This window comes from Aeromonas sp. QDB39, assembly GCF_027707585.1.
GTDB lineage: Bacteria > Pseudomonadota > Gammaproteobacteria > Enterobacterales > Aeromonadaceae > Aeromonas > Aeromonas hydrophila.
This window is the reverse complement of the sequence record NZ_JAPCIV010000006.1, coordinates 1-17,783: the sequence shown is the minus strand read 5'-3', so window position 1 is coordinate 17,783 and position 17,783 is coordinate 1. Positions and strand designations below refer to the sequence as shown.

Annotated in this window: 15 protein-coding genes and 1 pseudogene; 6 read left to right on the top strand and 10 right to left on the bottom strand. The window is 61.8% G+C overall.

What is annotated here, in order from left to right; genetic code table 11:
* Positions 1 to 136: 136 nt before the first annotated feature.
* A complete protein-coding gene (locus PG899_RS04820) occupies positions 137 to 2,008 on the bottom strand; it encodes a methyl-accepting chemotaxis protein (protein ID WP_011707132.1) in 1,872 nt (623 codons plus the stop codon).
* A 253-nt stretch (positions 2,009 to 2,261) separates the two neighbouring features.
* On the opposite strand from PG899_RS04820, the gene prfB reads away from it, so the two are divergent.
* Together prfB and lysS are read left to right on the top strand one after the other, a co-directional pair.
* Positions 2,262 to 3,360, top strand: a protein-coding gene (prfB, locus tag PG899_RS04815) for a peptide chain release factor 2 (protein WP_011707133.1) whose coding sequence is annotated in 2 segments (ribosomal slippage) — positions 2,262 to 2,336 and positions 2,338 to 3,360 — 1,098 coding nt in all. Because the reading frame shifts where the segments join, the coding sequence is not laid out codon by codon here.
* Between the two features lie 24 nt (positions 3,361 to 3,384).
* A complete protein-coding gene (lysS, locus tag PG899_RS04810; protein WP_011707134.1) occupies positions 3,385 to 4,920 on the top strand; it encodes a lysine--tRNA ligase in 1,536 nt (511 codons plus the stop codon).
* A 130-nt stretch (positions 4,921 to 5,050) separates the two neighbouring features.
* Here the strand turns inward: lysS and PG899_RS04805 are convergent, their stop codons facing one another.
* Positions 5,051 to 5,857, bottom strand: coding sequence for a PhzF family phenazine biosynthesis protein (locus PG899_RS04805; protein ID WP_077095642.1), 807 nt, complete (start codon positions 5,855 to 5,857; stop codon positions 5,051 to 5,053).
* Between the two features lie 198 nt (positions 5,858 to 6,055).
* Between PG899_RS04805 and PG899_RS04800 the strand changes: the two genes are divergently transcribed.
* From PG899_RS04800 to PG899_RS04790, 3 genes are read left to right on the top strand one after another with little or no spacing between them, the layout of a single operon-like run.
* Positions 6,056 to 7,846: an assimilatory sulfite reductase (NADPH) flavoprotein subunit gene (locus PG899_RS04800; protein ID WP_179101342.1), complete on the top strand. Its 1,791-nt coding sequence runs from the start codon at positions 6,056 to 6,058 to the stop codon at positions 7,844 to 7,846.
* Positions 7,846 to 9,558, top strand: a complete 1,713-nt coding sequence (cysI, locus tag PG899_RS04795) for an assimilatory sulfite reductase (NADPH) hemoprotein subunit (protein WP_077095644.1) — start codon at positions 7,846 to 7,848, stop codon at positions 9,556 to 9,558. The genes PG899_RS04800 and cysI overlap by 1 nt, the downstream gene beginning before the upstream one ends.
* Positions 9,548 to 10,354: a phosphoadenylyl-sulfate reductase gene (locus tag PG899_RS04790; protein WP_077095645.1), complete on the top strand. Its 807-nt coding sequence runs from the start codon at positions 9,548 to 9,550 to the stop codon at positions 10,352 to 10,354. The genes cysI and PG899_RS04790 overlap by 11 nt, the downstream gene beginning before the upstream one ends.
* 92 nt (positions 10,355 to 10,446) lie before the next feature.
* On the opposite strand, the gene proX is transcribed toward PG899_RS04790, so the two are convergent.
* The 7 genes from proX to PG899_RS04755 all read right to left on the bottom strand — a co-directional run bounded on the left by proX (position 10,447) and on the right by PG899_RS04755 (position 16,645).
* On the bottom strand, positions 10,447 to 11,448 hold the full coding sequence (gene proX, locus PG899_RS04785; protein WP_011707139.1) for a glycine betaine/L-proline ABC transporter substrate-binding protein ProX: 1,002 nt from the start codon (positions 11,446 to 11,448) through the stop codon (positions 10,447 to 10,449).
* Positions 11,445 to 12,596: a glycine betaine/L-proline ABC transporter permease ProW gene (proW, locus tag PG899_RS04780; RefSeq protein ID WP_044800644.1), complete on the bottom strand. Its 1,152-nt coding sequence runs from the start codon at positions 12,594 to 12,596 to the stop codon at positions 11,445 to 11,447. Before proW ends, proX begins: the two co-directional genes overlap by 4 nt.
* Positions 12,593 to 13,789, bottom strand: a complete 1,197-nt coding sequence (proV, locus tag PG899_RS04775) for a glycine betaine/L-proline ABC transporter ATP-binding protein ProV (RefSeq protein ID WP_077095646.1) — start codon at positions 13,787 to 13,789, stop codon at positions 12,593 to 12,595. Before proV ends, proW begins: the two co-directional genes overlap by 4 nt.
* Before the next feature lie 501 nt (positions 13,790 to 14,290).
* Complete coding sequence (gene folA, locus PG899_RS04770; RefSeq protein ID WP_029299255.1) at positions 14,291 to 14,782, bottom strand: type 3 dihydrofolate reductase; 492 nt, start codon at positions 14,780 to 14,782, stop codon at positions 14,291 to 14,293.
* 24 nt (positions 14,783 to 14,806) lie between these two features.
* A complete protein-coding gene (locus PG899_RS04765; RefSeq protein WP_011707143.1) occupies positions 14,807 to 15,274 on the bottom strand; it encodes a threonine/serine exporter family protein in 468 nt (155 codons plus the stop codon).
* The gene (locus PG899_RS04760) at positions 15,271 to 16,068 is read right to left on the bottom strand and encodes a threonine/serine exporter family protein (RefSeq protein ID WP_011707144.1); all 798 of its coding nucleotides are present in this window, start codon (positions 16,066 to 16,068) and stop codon (positions 15,271 to 15,273) included. Before PG899_RS04760 ends, PG899_RS04765 begins: the two co-directional genes overlap by 4 nt.
* A gap of 235 nt (positions 16,069 to 16,303) precedes the next feature.
* Positions 16,304 to 16,645 (bottom strand): DUF3135 domain-containing protein, encoded by a 342-nt coding sequence (locus PG899_RS04755; protein WP_077095647.1) that lies wholly within the window; start codon positions 16,643 to 16,645, stop codon positions 16,304 to 16,306.
* 398 nt (positions 16,646 to 17,043) lie between these two features.
* Between PG899_RS04755 and mog the strand changes: the two genes are divergently transcribed.
* On the top strand, positions 17,044 to 17,574 hold the full coding sequence (mog, locus tag PG899_RS04750) for a molybdopterin adenylyltransferase (protein ID WP_077095648.1): 531 nt from the start codon (positions 17,044 to 17,046) through the stop codon (positions 17,572 to 17,574).
* Between the two features lie 31 nt (positions 17,575 to 17,605).
* Here mog and PG899_RS04745 read toward each other — a convergent pair.
* Positions 17,606 to 17,707: pseudogene (locus PG899_RS04745) on the bottom strand (DUF2541 family protein); the annotation flags it as partial.
* Between the last annotated feature and the right edge of the window lie 76 nt (positions 17,708 to 17,783).

Sequence of the window (17,783 nt, the reverse complement as noted above, 5' to 3'; positions counted from 1 at the left end):
CTGCCATTGCTGCTCGCCAGCGGCACTACACCCCACCCTTCATGGCTGCCCGCTGCGAGACGCATAAACAAAAAGCCCCGCACTCGGCAGAGTACGGGGCTTTGTCATGGCGGCCGTGCTCGCCGCGTTCAAACACCTACAGGATAAAGGTCGAGACCTGCTGGTTCAGGTCGGTGGCCCGGCCCTTGAGGCTCTCGGCCTGATCCAGATCGCGCATGGCGGCGGCGGTGATCTCGTCACTCACATCCTTGATAGCGGTGGTGTTCTGGGTGATCTCGCCGGTCACCTGGGTCTGCTCCTCGGCGGCGGTGGCGATCTGACCTGCCATGTCGGAGATGAGCGACACCGCCTGGGTGATCTCTTCGAGCGCGGCGGCAGCGGCATCGGCGTCTTTCACGCTGTTGTCCGCCAGCCCCTGGCTGGTCTGCATCAGGCTCACCGCACGGGCCGTGGTCTGCTGCAGGGTCTCGATGGTGGACTGGATCTCCTGGGTGGAGTCCTGGGTACGGCGCGACAGCACCCGCACCTCGTCCGCCACCACCGCGAAACCGCGACCCTGTTCACCGGCGCGGGCCGCTTCGATGGCCGCGTTCAGCGCCAGCAGGTTGGTCTGCTCGGCGATACCCTGAATGGTGGAGAGGATGCCGGAGATGGCCTGGGCGTGGCGGCTCAGCTCGCCGATCACCTCGGTCGCCTGCCCCACTTCCTCGGCCAGACCGTTGATGGATTGACGGGTCTGGTTCACCAGCATCTTGCCCTGCTCACTGCTCTGGGCGGATTGCTGGGCCGCTGCGGCGGTGTTCTCGGCGTTGCCGGCGATCTCCATGGTGGCGCTCGCCATCTCGGTGACGGCGGTGGCGACCATGGTCACTTCCTGCTGCTGGCGCTGCAGCTCGTCCACGGCGGCCTGGTTGGTCACCAGACTGCGCTCGGCATCGGCGTTCAGCTCGTTGGCCAGCTTGCGGATATTGCCGATCAGCTGATGCTGGCTGCCGACGAAGCGGTTGAAGCTGTTGGCCAGCTGACCCACTTCGTCGTTGGTGTCGATCTTGATGCGCTGGGTCAGATCGCCGTTACCGTCGGCGATGCGCGCCAAGGCCTGGGAGACCTTGCTGAGCGGGCCGAGCAGCATGCTGACCAGCCAGGAGATGGCGAGGATGCTGCCCACCAGCACCAGCAGGGCCAGGCCGAGCTGGGTCATCAGCAGGGAAGAGAGCGGCGCCTCCAGGGTCTCCTTGTCCAGCACCAGCACCAGCTCCCAGTCGGTATCGGGGATGTCCACCGCCCACAGCAGCTTGTCGCGCCCTTCGTTGTCGAAGTAGGCCGGCACCAGACTGTTGCTGGTCTTGCTCTGCTCGATCAGGGCATTGGTCAGATCGTTGTCGATCTCGGTGGCTGGTTTCATCGCCTTGGCGGCGTCCTTGTAGGCTATGACGGTGCCATCCTTGTGCATCATGATGGCGAAACCGTCGGCCGGCAGCTTCATCTTGGTGACGTCTTCCACCAGCGAGGCGATGGAGAGGTCGCCGCCGACCACGCCGCCCTGAGCCGGCTGGGCCAGGGTCACCACCATGATGTTGTAGGCCACATCCAGATAGGGTTTGGTCACGATCAGGCCGCCCTTGCTCATGGCTTCCTGATACCAGCCACGGGAGCGGGGATCGTAACCGTCACGGTTGATGGAAGGATCGGAGTCATTCATCTTGCCGCCGCTCTCGCCAAAATAGGTGAGCTGGAAGCGACCGGAGACTTGCGCCTGTTGCAGGGCGTTGAGGGGTTCGGCACCGGCCTTGTTGCCGAGCGCCTGAATCACGTCGCGACGGGCCGCGAGCCAGTCACTGACACTGGCGGCCTGCTGGCTGCCGAGGCGTTGTACCTGTTCCTGACTGCCTTGCAGCAACAGGGACTTCTGGCTGGTATAGCTCTGCCAGGAGAGCAGCAGGATCACCAGCGACAGGGCGATCACCACCGACAACAGTATCTTCTGCTTGAGTGATAGGTTTTTCATCATGCGTTCTTCTTATGAGGTCAGGAACAGGATTTCCCAAAAAGTGCACAGCACTGCGTAGTTATTAACGACCCGTCGGCGCAAAACTAAACCGGAAAATGGGCCGGCGGGCGATATTTTCCACCGAGTTGGGGAAAACTGCACCAGAAATTGACTACGAGGCACGCACAAGGACAGCCGACCCTGTTTATTCCTTCCACAATTGGCTAGAATATCCCGTTTTTAAATCACATCGACCCCGAGAGTTTTCACGATGTTTGAAGTCAATCCTGTATTAAACAAGCTTAAGGAGCTGTCTGAGAGGACCGAGCTGCTTAGGGGGTACCTTTGACTATGACGCCAAGAAAGAGCGTCTAGAAGAGGTCAACGCCGAGCTGGAACAGCCGGACGTCTGGAATGAACCCGAGCGCGCACAGGCGCTGGGCAAGGAGCGCGTGGCGCTGGAAAACGTGGTCGGCACCATCGACACCCTGACCCAGGGCGCCGACGACGTGGCCATGCTGGTCGAGCTGGCCGTGGAAGGTGAAGACGAAGACACCTTCAACGAAGCCGTGGCCGAAGCCGACGTGCTGGAAACCAAGCTGGTGGATCTCGAGTTCCGCCGCATGTTCTCCGGTCAGCACGACCCCTCCGACTGCTACATCGACATCCAGTCCGGCTCCGGTGGTACCGAAGCGCAGGATTGGGCCAACATGGTCCTGCGCATGTACCTGCGCTGGGGCGATGCCCACGGCTACAAGCCCGAGCTCATCGAATGCTCCGAAGGCGACGTGGCCGGCATCAAGTCCGCCACCATCAAGTTCACCGGTGAGTATGCCTTCGGCTGGCTGCGTACCGAGACCGGCGTCCACCGCCTGGTGCGCAAATCCCCGTTCGATTCCGGTGGCCGTCGCCACACCTCGTTCTGCTCGGTGTTCGTCTACCCCGAGATCGACGATGACATCGACATCGAGATCAACCCGGCCGACCTGCGTATCGACGTCTACCGTGCCTCCGGCGCCGGTGGTCAGCACGTCAACCGGACCGAATCCGCGGTACGTATTACCCACATTCCTACTGGGGTCGTGGTACAGTGCCAGAACGATCGTTCCCAGCACAAAAACAAAGATCAGTGTATGAAGCAGCTGAAAGCCAAGCTCTACGAGCTGGAGATTCAGAAGCAGAATGCCGAGAAGCAAGCCCTCGAAGAGACCAAGTCCGATATCGGCTGGGGCAGCCAGATCCGTTCCTATGTGCTGGATGATGCGCGCATCAAGGATCTACGTACCGGCGTCGAAACCCGCAACACCCAGGCGGTACTCGACGGCGACTTGGACAAGTTTATCGAAGCTAGCCTGAAATCAGGCCTGTAAAAAAACAGAACAGCAGGAATCACCATGTCTGAACAAACCACTACTCCGGAAGTCGACCAAACTCTCGATCTGAACAACGAGATGCAGGAGCGTCGTTCCAAGCTGGCCGCCTTGCGCGCCCAGGGCAACCCCTTCCCCAACGACTTCCGTCGTGACAGCCTCTCCGGCGATCTGCACGCCGAGTTTGGTGACAAGAGCGCCGACGAACTGGCCGCACTGGGTAAACGGGTGAAGATTGCCGGTCGCATCATGACCCGCCGGATCATGGGCAAGGCATCTTTCGCCACCCTGCAGGACATGGCTGGCAAGATCCAGGTCTACGTCACCCGTGACGACCTGCCGGAAGGCTTCTACAACGAGCAGTTCAAGAAGTGGGATCTGGGCGACATCGTGGGTGTCGAAGGTACCCTGTTCCGCACCAACACAGGCGAACTCTCCGTTCATGTCTCCGACATTCGCCTGCTGACCAAGGCCCTGCGCCCGCTGCCCGAGAAGCACAAAGGTCTGACCGACCAGGAAGCCCGCTGCCGTCAGCGTTACCTGGATCTGATCGCCAACGAAGAGTCCCGCAAGACCTTCGTGACCCGTACCAAGGTCGTGGCCGGTATCCGCAAGTTCCTGAACGACAAGCGCTTCATGGAAGTGGAAACCCCCATGATGCAGGTCATCCCGGGTGGCGCCTCTGCCCGTCCGTTCATCACCCACCACAATGCGCTGGACATCGACATGTACCTGCGTATTGCTCCGGAACTCTATCTGAAGCGTCTGGTGGTCGGTGGTTTCGAGCGTGTGTACGAGATCAACCGCAACTTCCGTAACGAAGGTATCTCTGTTCGCCATAACCCCGAGTTCACCATGCTCGAGTTCTATATGGCCTACGCCGACTACATCGATCTGATGGATCTCACCGAAGAGATGCTGCGCACCCTGGCGCAAGACATCCTGGGCGACACCAAGATCCGTTACGCCAAAGAGGGCGAAGAGGGCCTGACCATCGATTTCGGTCAGCCGTTCCAGCGTCTCTCCATGGTTGACTCCATCCTGAAGTACAACCCGGATGTGACCCGTGACGATCTGGCGACCCTGGAGAAGGCCACCGCCGTCGCCAAACGCCTGCACATCGAGCTGATGAAGAGCTGGGAACTGGGCCACGTGATCACCGCGATCTTCGAAGAGACCGTGGAACACATGCTGCTGCAACCGACCTTCATCACCGAGTACCCGGCCGCCGTTTCCCCGCTGGCCCGTCGCAACGACCAGAACCCGGACGTCACCGACCGCTTCGAATTCTTCATCGGCGGCCGCGAGCTGGCCAACGGCTTCTCCGAGCTGAACGATGCGGAAGATCAGGCCGAACGCTTCCAGGCTCAGGTTGACCAGAAAGCCGCAGGCGATGACGAAGCCATGTTCTACGACGCCGACTTCGTGACCGCGCTGGAACACGGTCTGCCGCCGACTGCCGGTCAGGGTATCGGTATCGACCGTCTGGTGATGCTGTTCACCAACAGCCACACCATCCGCGACGTCATCCTGTTCCCGGCCTTGCGTCCACAAAAGTAAGAGCCGAAGAAACAGGGCCGCAGCTGCACAGCTGCCGTCCATGACAATCAAAACGCCCTGCAACCGCGGGGCGTTTTTTATGGTGGGCACAAGCCGGTGACGAACCTTCAAGACGCCGCCAGCTTGCCGCTTATGAGGCCACTGACAGCAGCCACTCCCCCTGCCACAAGGTGACGGCCTGACCCGCCATCAGCACCTGATTCTCCTGCAGTGCTAGTCGCAGCTCGCCACCGCGGGCCGAGATCTGACGGGCCCGCAGTTGCCGTTTGCCGAGCCGCTCGGCCCAGAAGGGCACCAGGGCGCAGTGGTTGGAGCCGGTCACCGGATCCTCTTCCACCCCGACCCAGGGGGCGAAGTAGCGGGAGACGAAGTCATGGTCCGGGTCGCTCGAGGGCGCCGTCACCATCAGGCCGCGACCGGGCAGCGCACGCAGAGCGTGAAAATCTGGGGTGAGCGCACGAACCTCCTCCTCGCTGGCCAGCGCCAGCAAGAACTTGGCGCCGGCCGCCAGGATTTGCAGCGGCTGGCAACCAACCGCCGCCGCATAGGCCGGATCCAGCTCGAGCGGCGCCGGGGCAATGCGCGGGAAATCAAGCCAGATCCACTCCCCTTCGCGCCGGGCCAGCAGCTCGCCGCTGCGGGTCTCGAAGTGGATAACCTCATCCTCTGCCACCGCCCCCGTCTGCCACAGTACGTGTGCCGCCGCTAGGGTGCCGTGACCACAGAGATCCACTTCCAGCTCGGGAGTGAACCAGCGCAACTGGTAGCGGGCATGGCCAAGGGGCACCAGAAAGGCAGTCTCCGACAGGTTGAACTCGGCCGCCATGGCCAGCAGGGTGACATCCGGCTGGCTCGGCCCCAGCGCCACTACCGCCGGGTTGCCGCCAAAGGGCTGCCGGCTGAAGGCATTGACATGAAACAAGCTGATGGTCGACATTCACGCTTCCTGTGTGGGTAATACGGGTTCATTCATCGCCCTTTATACCATGAGAGTCCTGTCGACCTGAGTCGCTTTGCGCCCCTCTCCATCACCGTTTTAATGCAGTAATAGAATAAAAAAGACATTTTTATTCTTTGTTGTTATCCATCACACCCCTTAACCTGACCAAAAATCAGACCATGGAAGACGTGTGTGATGCAATTGAAGGACTCCCTGACCAACCTGACTCCCCTCTCCGACGAGCAGCAGCGACAGCTGAGTCAGGCGCTATCGACCCTCAACACCCAGCAACTGGCCTGGGTCAGCGGTTATCTCTACGGTCTCTCCCAGGCAGGCAGCCAGCCTGCCGTGACCGGCGCAGCCGCTACTGCCCCCAGCGGCAATCTGACCATTCTCTACGGCTCCCAGACCGGCAACGCCAAGGGCGTGGCCAGCGCCATCAAGGCGCAGGCCGAGGCCCGTGGCCTGCCGGTGACCCTCACCTCCATGGCGGACTACAAACCCAAGCAGCTCAAGAAAGAGACCCATCTGCTGGTGGTAGTGAGCACTTACGGGGAGGGTGAACCGCCGGAGAGCGCAGTCGATCTGTTCGAGCAGCTCAAGAAGGGCAAGGTCGGCAAGCTGGAAGGGCTCAAGTTCGCCGTGCTGGGGCTGGGTGACAGCTCCTATGAATTCTTCTGCCAGACCGGCAAGGACTTTGACAGCCTGCTGACCAAGGCCGGCGCCGATCGGGTGCATGAACTCGCCAGCCTGGACGTGGATTATCAGGATGCCGCCAAGGCGTGGGGTGAACAGGCGCTCAATGCCATCGCCGCCACCCTCTCCGCCGGTCCCGCCGGCAGCAGCGTGGCCAGTGCGGTACAGCAGGCGGTCGGCCACAGCCAGTACAGCAAGGAGAACCCCTTCCCGGCCAGACTCTCGGTCAATCAGAAGATCACCGGCCGCGACTCGACCAAGGATATCCGCCACATCGAGATCAGCCTTGAAGAGTCCGGCCTCCGCTACCAGCCGGGCGATGCCCTCGGCATCTGGTTTGACAACGACCCCGCACTGGTGAACGAGATACTGGCGCTGGCCGGTCTCTCCGGCGACGAGGCCACCGCCCGCGGCAGCCTGCGTGAAGTGCTCAGCCGCGAGCTGGAGCTGACCCGCTTGCACGGCGGCTTCATCACCGGTCTTGCCGAGATCTCGGGCAACGCGGCGCTCAAAGATCTGGCTGGCGACAAGGCCCAGGTCAACGCGCTGGTGGCCTCTGCCCAGGTGGTGGATGTACTGAAACGCTTCCCGACCGCGCTCACTGCCGAACAGCTGCTGGGCCTGCTGCGCCCGCTCACCCCGCGCCTCTACTCCATCGCCTCCAGCCAGAGCGAGGTGGAAGAGGAGGTGCACCTGACCGTCGGCGTGGTGCGCTACCCGCAGGAAGATGGCACGGTGCGCAGCGGCGCCGCCTCCTCCTACCTGGCGGACAGGCTGGCCGAAGATGCCGAGGTACGGGTATTCGTCGAGCACAACGACAACTTCCGCCTGCCGTCAAACCCCGACACCCCCGTCATCATGGTGGGCCCGGGTACCGGCATAGCCCCGTTTCGCGCCTTCCTGCAGGAGCGCGAGGCCCAGGGGGCCGAAGGCAACAACTGGCTGTTCTTCGGCAACCCGCACTTCACCCAGGATTTCCTCTATCAGGTGGAGTGGCAGCGTTATGTAAAGAGCGGGCTGCTCAGCAAGATCTCGCTGGCCTTCAGCCGGGATCAGGCCGAGAAGGTCTACGTACAGCACCGCCTGCGGGAAGCGGGCCAGGAGCTCTACCAGTGGCTGGAAGCAGGCGCTCACTTCTATGTGTGCGGCGATGCCAACCAGATGGCGAAAGATGTGCAGGAAGCCCTGCTGGATGTGATTGCGGAACATGGCCACAAGAGCCGTGAGGAAGCAGAAGAGTATTTGAGCGAATTGCGTCGTGCCAAACGTTATCAAAGGGATGTCTATTGATGAGCAAACAAGTGATTCCGGGACCGGTGGAAGGACCGCTGGCCGACAACGAACGTCTGAAACGCGAGAGCGATCACCTGCGCGGCACCATAGCGCAGGATCTCACAGATCCGCTCACCGGCGGCTTCAACGGCGACAACTTCCAGCTGATCCGCTTTCACGGCATGTACCAGCAGGATGACCGCGACATCCGTCCGGAGCGCACCGCCCAGAAGCTGGAGCCGCTGCACAACGTCATGCTGCGCGCCCGCCTGCCCGGCGGCATCATCACCCCGGCCCAGTGGCAGGTGATCGACAAGTTCGCCGAGGATCACAGCCTGTACGGCAGCATCCGCCTGACTACCCGCCAGACCTTCCAGTTCCACGGGGTGCTCAAGCGCGACATCAAGATGATGCACCAGACCCTCAACAGCACCGGCATCGACAGCATAGCCACCGCTGGCGACGTGAACCGCAACGTGCTCTGCACCAGCAACCCGGTGGAGTCCGAGCTGCATCAGGAGGCCTACGAGTGGGCCAAGAAGATCTCCGAGCACCTGCTGCCCAAGACCCGCGCCTACGTGGAGATCTGGCTGGACGGCGAGAAGCTGGGGGGTGACGAAGAGCCGATCCTGGGTTCCAACTACCTGCCGCGCAAGTTCAAGACCACTGTGGTGATCCCGCCCCACAACGACGTGGACATCCACGCCAACGATCTCAACTTCGTGGCCATCAGTGATCACGGCAAGCTGGTGGGCTTCAACGTGCTGGTGGGCGGGGGTCTGGCCATGACCCACGGCGACACCAGCACTTACCCGCGCAAGGCGAGCGATTTCGGCTTCGTGCCGCTCTCCCACGTGCTGGAAGTGGCGGCCGCCGTGGTCAGCACCCAGCGTGACTGGGGCAACCGGGTCAACCGCAAGAACGCCAAGACCAAGTACACCCTCGAGCGCGTCGGCGTCGAGGCCTTCAAGGCCGAGGTGGAGAGCCGCGCCGGCATCCCATTCGGGCCGGTACGCCCCTATGAGTTCACCAGCCGTGGCGATCGCTTCGGTTGGGTTGAGGGGATCGACGGCAAACACCACCTCACCCTGTTTATCGAGAGCGGCCGTCTGCTGGACTTCCCAGGCAAGCCCCTCAAGACCGGCATGCTGGAAATTGCCAAGGTGCACCAGGGGGATTTCCGTCTCACCGCCAACCAGAACCTGATCATCGCAGGCGTACCTGCCGGCGAGAAGGCCCGCATCGAAGCGCTGGCACGCCAGTACGGCCTGCTGGATGACGGCGTGAGCGAACAGCGCAAGCAGTCCATGGCCTGCGTGGCCCTGCCCACCTGCCCGCTAGCGATGGCCGAGGCCGAGCGCATGCTGCCCGCTTTCGTCACCGACATCGAGGGGCTGCTGGCCAAGCACGGCCTGGCCGATGACGCCATCATCTTCCGGGTCACCGGCTGCCCCAACGGCTGCGGCCGCGCCATGCTGGCGGAGGTGGGTCTGGTGGGCAAGGCGCCGGGACGCTACAACCTGCACCTGGGTGGCAACCTCGAGGGAACCCGCATCCCGCGCCTGCACCTGGAGAACATCACCGAGCCGCAGATCCTGGCCGAGCTAGATGCCCTGATCGGCCGCTGGGCCAAGGATCGCACCGCGGGCGAGTGCTTCGGCGACTTCGTCATCCGCGCCGGCATCATAGCCCCGGTCATCGACTCCGCGAAGGACTTCTATGCAGCCTGATCAGACCGATACAGAGCGGCTGGCGCGCACCGCCGACGGCCGGCTCGACCTCGACGCCCTGCTGGCCTTGAGTCGCGAGGAGCAGGTCGAGGCGCTGGCCCCCCTCAACCGGCAGCTGGATGCCATGGGCGCCCCCGAGCGGGTGCGCTGGGCGCTGGCCAACCTGCCGGGGGAGCACGTGCTGTCATCGAGCTTCGGCATCCAGGCGGCGCTGATGCTGCACCTGATGAGCCGCGAGCGGGCCGACGTGCCGGTAGTGCTGACCGATACCGGTTATCTGTTCCCCGAGACCTACCGCTTCATCGACGAGCTGACCGAGCGGCTCGCCCTCAACCTCAAAATCTACCGGGCCGAGCTCAGTCCGGCCTGGCAGGAGGCCCGCTTCGGCCTCCTGTGGGAGCAGGGGGTAGAGGGGATCACCCGCTACAACCAGCTCAACAAGGTAGAGCCGATGGACCGCGCCCTGAACGAGCTGGGTGCCCGCACCTGGTTCTCGGGCCTGCGCCGGGAGCAATCCGGCAGCCGGGGCAAGCTGCCGGTGCTGGCCATCCAGCGCGGCCGCTTCAAGTTCCTGCCGGTGATCGACTGGAGCAACAAGGACGTCTTCTACTACTTCAAGGAGTTCGACCTGCCCTACCACCCGCTGTGGGAGCAGGGCTACCTGTCGGTGGGCGACGTGCACACCACCACCAAGTGGGAGCCCGGCATGAGCGAGGAGCAGACCCGCTTCTTCGGCCTCAAGCGCGAATGCGGCCTGCACGAGGAGAACGGCGAGAACGACGGCTCCGGCATCTGAGCCAGAGGGTCCACCCGCACGGCCTCCATAAAAAACGCCCGGCAACTGCCGGGCGTTTTAATTTTCGCAAAAGGGTGGCATTCCACCCCTCATTACTTGGCGGCGGCGCGCGCCTGGGTCAGCCAGTCGTTCACCAGCGCCTCGTGGCCCTTGAGCCAGGCGTCGGCGTGACGCTCCACGTCCGCCGGCTTGTTCTGCCCCTTGTTCATCAGGCCGTTCTGGACGTTGATGTCATTGAGCGGCAGCTTGACGATGGAGAACAGCCTGGCGGCTGCCGGGTTGGCCTCGGCGAACTGCTTGTTGGCGACGATGTGCATGGTGTTGACCGGGAAGCCGTAGTTCTTGCCGTTCGGCAGCCGGGTCTTGGCCGCATCAGGGCCGTCGGCGGGCACCTCCAGCCACACCACGTCCTTGCCCGGCACCAGCTCGCTGCTGAGCCAGTAGGGGGTCCAGGTGTAGTAGAGCACCGGCTTGCCGGCCTGGTAACGGGCACGGGTGTCCGCGATCAGCGCCGCGTAGTTGCCCTGCTTGTGGGTGACTGTCGGGGTCAGGCCAAAGCCGGCCAGATGACGGTTGATCGCCTCTTCGCAGCCCCAGCCCGGGTTGCAGCCCACCAGATCGGCCTTGCCGTCGCCATCGCCGTCAAACAGCGCCGCCAGCTTGGGATCCTTGAGCTGACCCAGGTTGGTGATGCCGTAGCGGGTCGCAGTCTGCTTGTCGATGAGATAGCCCTGGGCGGCCCCGGCCACATAGGTGCCCTCACGGAAGAACACCTTGTCGCCCCCCGCCTGCTCATATTTGTTGTTCTGCAGCGGGATCCAGTTGAAAGCGAGGAAGGTGCCATCCCCCTGCGCCACCGAGGCGTAGGCCACGTTGTAATCCACCTCCTGGGCCGGCTGGACGTCATAGCCGAGGCGCGCCATCAGCTTGCTGACCAGCAGGGTCTGAAAGCTCTCCTCCGGCAACGAGCTCTGCAGGGGCTGGACACGCACGCCCTCCCCCGGCAGCTCGGTGCTGGCCATGGCGAGCGGGCCGAGCAGTTGGGAGCTCAACAGCAGGGACCCCAGGGTCAGCGTCTTGGTGATGAGTCTCATGCATTTACTCCTTTGTAATCGATAGACTTGTCGCGGCCGAGCAGGCGCAGCAGCAGGGCGGCGGGGCCGCGTTGATACCAGCGGCCGGTACGGCTGCGATCCGGCTGTCCCATGGCCTGGGTCAGGCGGTCGAGCACGATGGCCAGCAGCACGATGCCGAGGCCGCCGATGGAGGCGAGCCCCATGTCGAGCCGGCCAATGCCGCGCAGCACCATCTGGCCGAGGCCCCCCACCGCGATCATGGAGGCGATCACCACCATGGAGAGCGCCAGCATCAGGGTCTGGTTGACCCCGGCCATGATGGTGGGCATGGCGAGCGGCAGCTGTACCTTGAACAGCAGCTGGGAGGGGCTGGCGCCGAACGAGTGGGCCGCCTCCACCAGATCGGCGGGCACCTGGCGAATGCCCAGCATGGTCAGTCGGATCATCGGCGGCAACGCGAAGATGACGGTCACCACCACCCCGGGCACGTTGCCGATGCCAAACAGCATGACGATGGGGATGAGGTAGACGAAGGCCGGCGTGGTCTGCATCGCATCCAGCAGCGGCCGGGTCCAGCGCGACAGTCGCTCGCTCCTCGCCAGCAGGATGCCGACCGGCAGCCCGATCAGCACGCAGAAGAACAGCGAGGTCAGCACCAGCGACAGGGTCACCATGGCATCGGACCAGGCGCCGATCAGCCCCACCACCACTAGCGAGAACAGGGTTCCCAGCGCCATGCGACCGTTCACCAGTTGCCAGGCGATCAGGGTCAGCAGGCCGATCATCAGGGTGGAGGGCACCGTCTGCAGCAGATGGGTCATGCCGCCCAGCGCCAGCTCCACCGGCGCACGGATCAGCTGAAACACGGGACGCAGGTTGTCCACCAGCCAGCCGATACCGCCCTCGACCCAGCTATCCAGCGGCACCAGCGCCTGCTGGAAGGGGTCCAGCCAGTCGACGGCGGCAGTGGTGTCGACCGCCTCGATCTGGTTCTGCCAGTCGGTCGCCTCAGTGTCGGTACTACCCCAGGGATCGGCAACCTCGGTGGCGGCCGCACTGGCCCCCCAGGGGTCGGCTGCAGCCTCGTCCGCACGCAGGGAGGGGCTCGCCAGCAGCACCAGGGCCAGCAGCCCGCTCAGTAAAAAATGGGGATTCATCCGCTTCATGCCGGGGTACTCCTGTCCAGGGTGTTCAGCAGGTTGGCCTTGGAGATGAGGCCCAGGTAAGTGCCATCCTCCTCGACCACGGGCACCTGACAGGGGGCGGCCGCCACCTGGCTGATCAGTTCGTTGAGGGCGGTGTCCGCCAGAATGGGCTGGATGTCTGCCAGCAGCGCCTGCTCCAGGCTGCCTTTGGCCCTGACCGCCTGACCGAGCGACTCCACCGAGACGACCCCGATGAAGCGACGCCGGCGATCCACCACGTAACCGAACTCCCGCTCCTGCTCCTTGAGCTGGCGCAGGGCGTTACCCGGCCCGTCGGTGGTGTGCTTCTTGATGAGCGGCATCTGCTTGCGGCTGGCCACATCGCGCGCGCTGAACACGTTGGCCAGATCCACCCCGCGAAAGAAGGCGCGCACATAGTCGTTGGCGGGCTGGTTGAGGATCTCGTCCGGGGTACCAACCTGCACCAGCTGGCCGTCCTGCATGATGGCGATGCGATCGCCGATGCGCATCGCCTCGTCCAGATCGTGGGAGATAAAGACGATGGTGCGCTGCTGGCTGGCCTGCAGCTTGAGCAGCTCGTCCTGCATCTCGGTGCGGATCAGCGGATCCAGCGCGGAGAAAGCCTCGTCCATCAGCAGGATGTCGGGGTCGTTGGCCAGTGCCCGGGCCAGGCCGACCCGCTGCTTCATACCGCCGGAGAGGGCATCGGGGAAGGCATCAGTCCACTGACCCAAACCCACCTGATGGAGCGCCTGACGGGCGTTCTGCTGGCGCTCCGCCAGCGGCACACCGGCCAGCTCCAGCCCGAAGGCGGTGTTTTCCAGCACGCTCAGGTGCGGCATCAGGGCGAAGGACTGGAATACCATGCTGATCTTCTTGCGCCGTACCTGACGCAGCTCGCTGTCGGAAATGGCGGCGATGTCCTCGCCATCGATCAGCACCTGGCCGCGGGTCGGCTCGATCAGCCGGTTGAAGAGACGCACTAGGGTAGATTTGCCCGAGCCGGAGAGGCCCATCACCACGAAGATCTCCCCTTCGTCGATGGCCAGATTGACATCCTGGACCCCCAGAGTCTGCCCGGTTTTTTGCAGGATACTGGCGCGGTCATGCCCTTTCGCCAGCAATTTGAACGCTTTTTCCGGCTGATCGCCGAAGATTTTGTAGAGTGATTTAACCTCGAGTTTGACTGTCATATTGTCCTTTTTTCTTGGCCGACGACTTGCCTGGCAAACCGTCGAACGTGAGCCAATTACTTTTAACACTAAGTAATTTTCAGCCAAAACAAAAGAACCAAAAGAGTCCAAACAAAAAGATAAAATCATAATTCATTGATTTTTAAGGGTTATTTAACACCATAAAAATTCATCAAAAGATGGTAAAAGACCCTGTATCAAGCCATGAAATGCAAATGAATTCAATCTAAACACCTGAACGATTGAGAAATAAAGCCGGGAAAAGGCCAAGAATATGCGCCAAACAAGGAAGGCACCTCGCGCATCTGACAATGGCAAAAAATAATTAGATGGCTAATGATTTTTTAGGTCCACTTTAGGGAGAAAAACAGACAGGGCGCAGGTCAATCGATACCCTGACCAACGGCTCCATTCATCCCTCGCGCGGCAGCTAAGGGCAACAAAAAGGCCCCTTGTGCAACACAAGGGGCCTTTTATCTGCCAGAGCGGTAACGTCGCCCGTCAGCGCCGCTGCCAGGTCTCGAAACAGTAGGAGTGGGGGTTCTTCTCGTCGGGCTGATGTGACTCACGCTCGATGCAGGACCAGTCGCCCTCGTCGAAGGCCGGGAAACGGGTATCCCCCTCCACCGCCAGATCGATGCGGGTCAGATAGAGTCTGTCGGCCCGTGGCAGCAGCTGACCGTAGAGATGACCGCCCCCGATCACCATCAGCTCGGCCACGTCGCTGCCGGCCAGCAACGCCAGCGCCGCCTCCACCGAATCGATGACCTCCACGCCGTCGGCCCGGTAGTCGGGGTTGCGGCTGATCACCAGATTGCGGCGGCCAGGCAGCGGCCGTCCGATGGATTCAAAGGTCTTGCGCCCCATCAGCACCGGCTTGCCCAGGGTCACCCGCTTGAAGTGGGCCAGATCCGCCGGCAAGTGCCAGGGCATCTGGTTGTCCAGCCCTATCACCCGATCGTGGGCCATGGCGGCAATCATGGAAATCATCATGGGGTCAACCTCTCGAACCGTCGGTCAGATAATGGGGCGGTTACGGTACACGACCAGAGAGGGGATCGCCAAACCGAAACTCAGGGCCCCCACGATAAACAGCGCCTTGAGGCCGTTTTCCACCGCGCTCTGGATAAGCTCCATGGTCACCCCGGAGATATTGAGCTCTACCACCGCGATCATCGCCTTGAACGCATAGCTGCCCGGGATCATGGGGATGATGGAGGCAACGCTGAACACCGGGCGCGGTGCCAGCAGCCGGCGCGACCAGTAGACGCAGACAAAGCCGACCGTGGTCGCCGCCGCCAGGGTGGCCCACTCGATGGGCATGCCCTGATGGATCAGCAGGGTGCGCAGGCTGTGAGCCAGCGCGCCGCCCATGGCGCAGTACTTCAACATCCGTGGCGGCACGTTGAACAGCATGGCAAACCCCACCGCCGGAATGGCCGACCAGAAGGCATCCTTGGCCAGCAGCCAGATGAAATCCATCATACCTTCCACCCCCAGATGCCGGTCACCGACATGGCGAGAATAATTCCTATCGCCGCGCTGATGGTCAGCAGGGTCGCCGTGCCCCAGCGGGCCAGCCCCATGTTGAAGTAACCCTTCACCATGTCGGAGACCGCGTTGATGAGCGGAAAGCCCGGCACCAGCAGCAGTACACTGGCCGCCATGGCGAGATAGGGCTGCGCCCCCCAGTTGAAGAAGGTGGCGCTGGAGGCGAGCAGGGTGGCAATGAAACCGGTGGCGGCAAAGTTGATGAGGGGGCTGTGGTGATGGCGGGCGATCAGCTGACGCACCCGCATGGCGACCGAGGCCGAGAAGCAGGTTACCAGGAAGATGGGCCAGTCACCGCCAAACAGCAGGCTGAAGGCGCCGCAGGAGAGTCCCACCATGGGCACCACCAGCCAGGGATGATAGTGAAACGGCACTATGGCATCGAGCCGCTGACGCACTTCCCGCGCCCCGATCAGCTCCTTCTCCGCCATGATGCAGATGCGCTGGATCTCGCACACCACCTGCATGTTGATGCCATGCTCGCGCACCCGCCGGGTGGTGGTGACACAACTGCCCTGATAGAGGCTGGTGAGCACGATGGCGCTGGAGGAGATGGCCATCTCGACGCTCTCCAGCCCGAGCGCCATGCCGAGCCGGACCGTGGTCTGCTCGATTATGCGACTCTCGGCGCCGAACTGGGCCAGCATCTGGCCCACCTTGACGATAATGCGGGTGATTTCCGTCTGCTGCTCCCGCGACAGCACCCGTCTTGGTGTGATACTTCTCATAATCCCTTCGAGTCGTAGCAAATTAAAAAAGTCTCGCCATATTAGCCTAACAATCGGCGCCATACATCTACACATATCACGCCAATAACCAAACTCAAATAAAATAAAAGGCGACACAAAAATACATCAAATGGATTACAAATCACGCCAAACTGTTCAACGTTCGTCAGCCGGCCTCACCCGGCAACTGCGCAGAATAACGGGAATATATTTCAATAATCACTCTGGAATAATATTATTTTTTCTTGCGGTAATAATCGCTGAAATAGAGGACATTGTCCTCCTTATATTCCGGCAGTGGTTCAGCGTAATCAGGACTATTGAGATGAACCATTTCACAACGCATGGAATAAAAGGAGTCGTGCATCATGGCGGCAATCCGGATGCAGCTGTCCAGGTTGTTTTTGGCCAGCTGACGCTGACAGTCGATGCGAAATTGCAGACCGCGCAGACGCATTTGCTGCTGCGGGCTGACCCGGTCGATCAGCCCCTCAATCTGCTGCTGCAGCAACTCGTCGAGCCGCTCGGGCTCCGCCACCGCCAACCGTTTCAAGGTATCAAAATCAGGCAACTCCATATGCCCTCCCGCGGCCAGCCGCTGCATGGTGATACTCAAACAACAACAATCGGTTCATATTTTCACCAATCGCATATGGAGTTATATAAGCCGAACCCCGCCGCGGTTCAATCTGCCCAGCCCGCTTTCCCCTCCTCTTGCGCCAAAAGATGACGGCACGGCGGGACCTCTGGCGGGTTATTCGTTATGGATCAACCGATTATTCCTGAATATCAATGGTGGGTTCGTTTATACATTTTTGGCACGGCAATATGCCGATGTTATGTCTTATTGAAAGGAGGCTGCCAATATGGTTTGCCATTTGACGCTCGCCTTCGCGCCACCATCCGGCTGGTTTAACATATCTTGCTGATTATGTTATTTTATTTGCCACTTATAGCGGCAACCAAGAGCAGACCATGAGCAAGGCAAGAATCGGTATCGTCACCGTCAGCGATCGCGCCAGTGCAGGCATCTATGAAGACCTGTCCGGCAAGGCCATCATCGACACGCTGAACGCATATTTGACCTCGGCGTGGGAGCCCGTCTATCAGGTGATCCCAGATGAACAGGAGCTGATCGAAGCGACCCTGATCCGGCTGGCGGACCAGGAGCAGTGCAGCCTCATCGTCACCACCGGCGGCACCGGGCCGGCCAAGCGGGACGTCACCCCGGAGGCCACCGAGGCGGTGTGCGATCGGATGATGCCGGGCTTTGGCGAGCTGATGCGGGCCGAATCCCTCAAGTTTGTGCCGACCGCCATCCTGTCGCGCCAGACTGCCGGCTTGCGCGGCAGCTCGCTCATCGTCAACCTGCCGGGCAAGCCCAAGTCGATCCGCGAGTGCCTGGATGCGGTCTTCCCCGCCATCCCCTACTGCATCGATTTGATGGAAGGCCCCTATCTCGAGTGCGACGAGACCGTCATCAAGCCGTTTCGTCCGAAGAAATAAAAGCTGGGCGGGGATTTGCCCCGCCCTTTGCTTATTTGCGGCCGTATACCTTGACCCCGGCCTTGCTCCCTTCCGAATTGCCGTACACCTCGATCCGCTTGATGCAGAGCCGGCTGCCGAGGGATTTCCACCGGCGTTGTTTCCCAAATCAGAGTGACCTGAATTGAACTTATGGTTGAGACGGTGATCTGATCACCAAATCCCTCTTC

Bases quoted from the DNA above. Each gene is read 5' to 3' on its own strand.
- PG899_RS04820 (WP_011707132.1), bottom strand. From the start codon at position 2,008: ATGAAAAACCTATCACTCAAGCAGAAGATACTGTTGTCGGTGGTGATC.
- lysS (WP_011707134.1), top strand. From the start codon at position 3,385: ATGTCTGAACAAACCACTACTCCGGAAGTCGACCAAACTCTCGATCTG.
- PG899_RS04805 (WP_077095642.1), bottom strand. From the start codon at position 5,857: ATGTCGACCATCAGCTTGTTTCATGTCAATGCCTTCAGCCGGCAGCCC.
- PG899_RS04800 (WP_179101342.1), top strand. From the start codon at position 6,056: ATGCAATTGAAGGACTCCCTGACCAACCTGACTCCCCTCTCCGACGAG.
- cysI (WP_077095644.1), top strand. From the start codon at position 7,846: ATGAGCAAACAAGTGATTCCGGGACCGGTGGAAGGACCGCTGGCCGAC.
- PG899_RS04790 (WP_077095645.1), top strand. From the start codon at position 9,548: ATGCAGCCTGATCAGACCGATACAGAGCGGCTGGCGCGCACCGCCGAC.
- proX (WP_011707139.1), bottom strand. From the start codon at position 11,448: ATGAGACTCATCACCAAGACGCTGACCCTGGGGTCCCTGCTGTTGAGC.
- proW (WP_044800644.1), bottom strand. From the start codon at position 12,596: ATGAAGCGGATGAATCCCCATTTTTTACTGAGCGGGCTGCTGGCCCTG.
- proV (WP_077095646.1), bottom strand. From the start codon at position 13,789: ATGACAGTCAAACTCGAGGTTAAATCACTCTACAAAATCTTCGGCGAT.
- folA (WP_029299255.1), bottom strand. From the start codon at position 14,782: ATGATGATTTCCATGATTGCCGCCATGGCCCACGATCGGGTGATAGGG.
- PG899_RS04765 (WP_011707143.1), bottom strand. From the start codon at position 15,274: ATGATGGATTTCATCTGGCTGCTGGCCAAGGATGCCTTCTGGTCGGCC.
- PG899_RS04760 (WP_011707144.1), bottom strand. From the start codon at position 16,068: ATGAGAAGTATCACACCAAGACGGGTGCTGTCGCGGGAGCAGCAGACG.
- PG899_RS04755 (WP_077095647.1), bottom strand. From the start codon at position 16,645: ATGGAGTTGCCTGATTTTGATACCTTGAAACGGTTGGCGGTGGCGGAG.
- mog (WP_077095648.1), top strand. From the start codon at position 17,044: ATGAGCAAGGCAAGAATCGGTATCGTCACCGTCAGCGATCGCGCCAGT.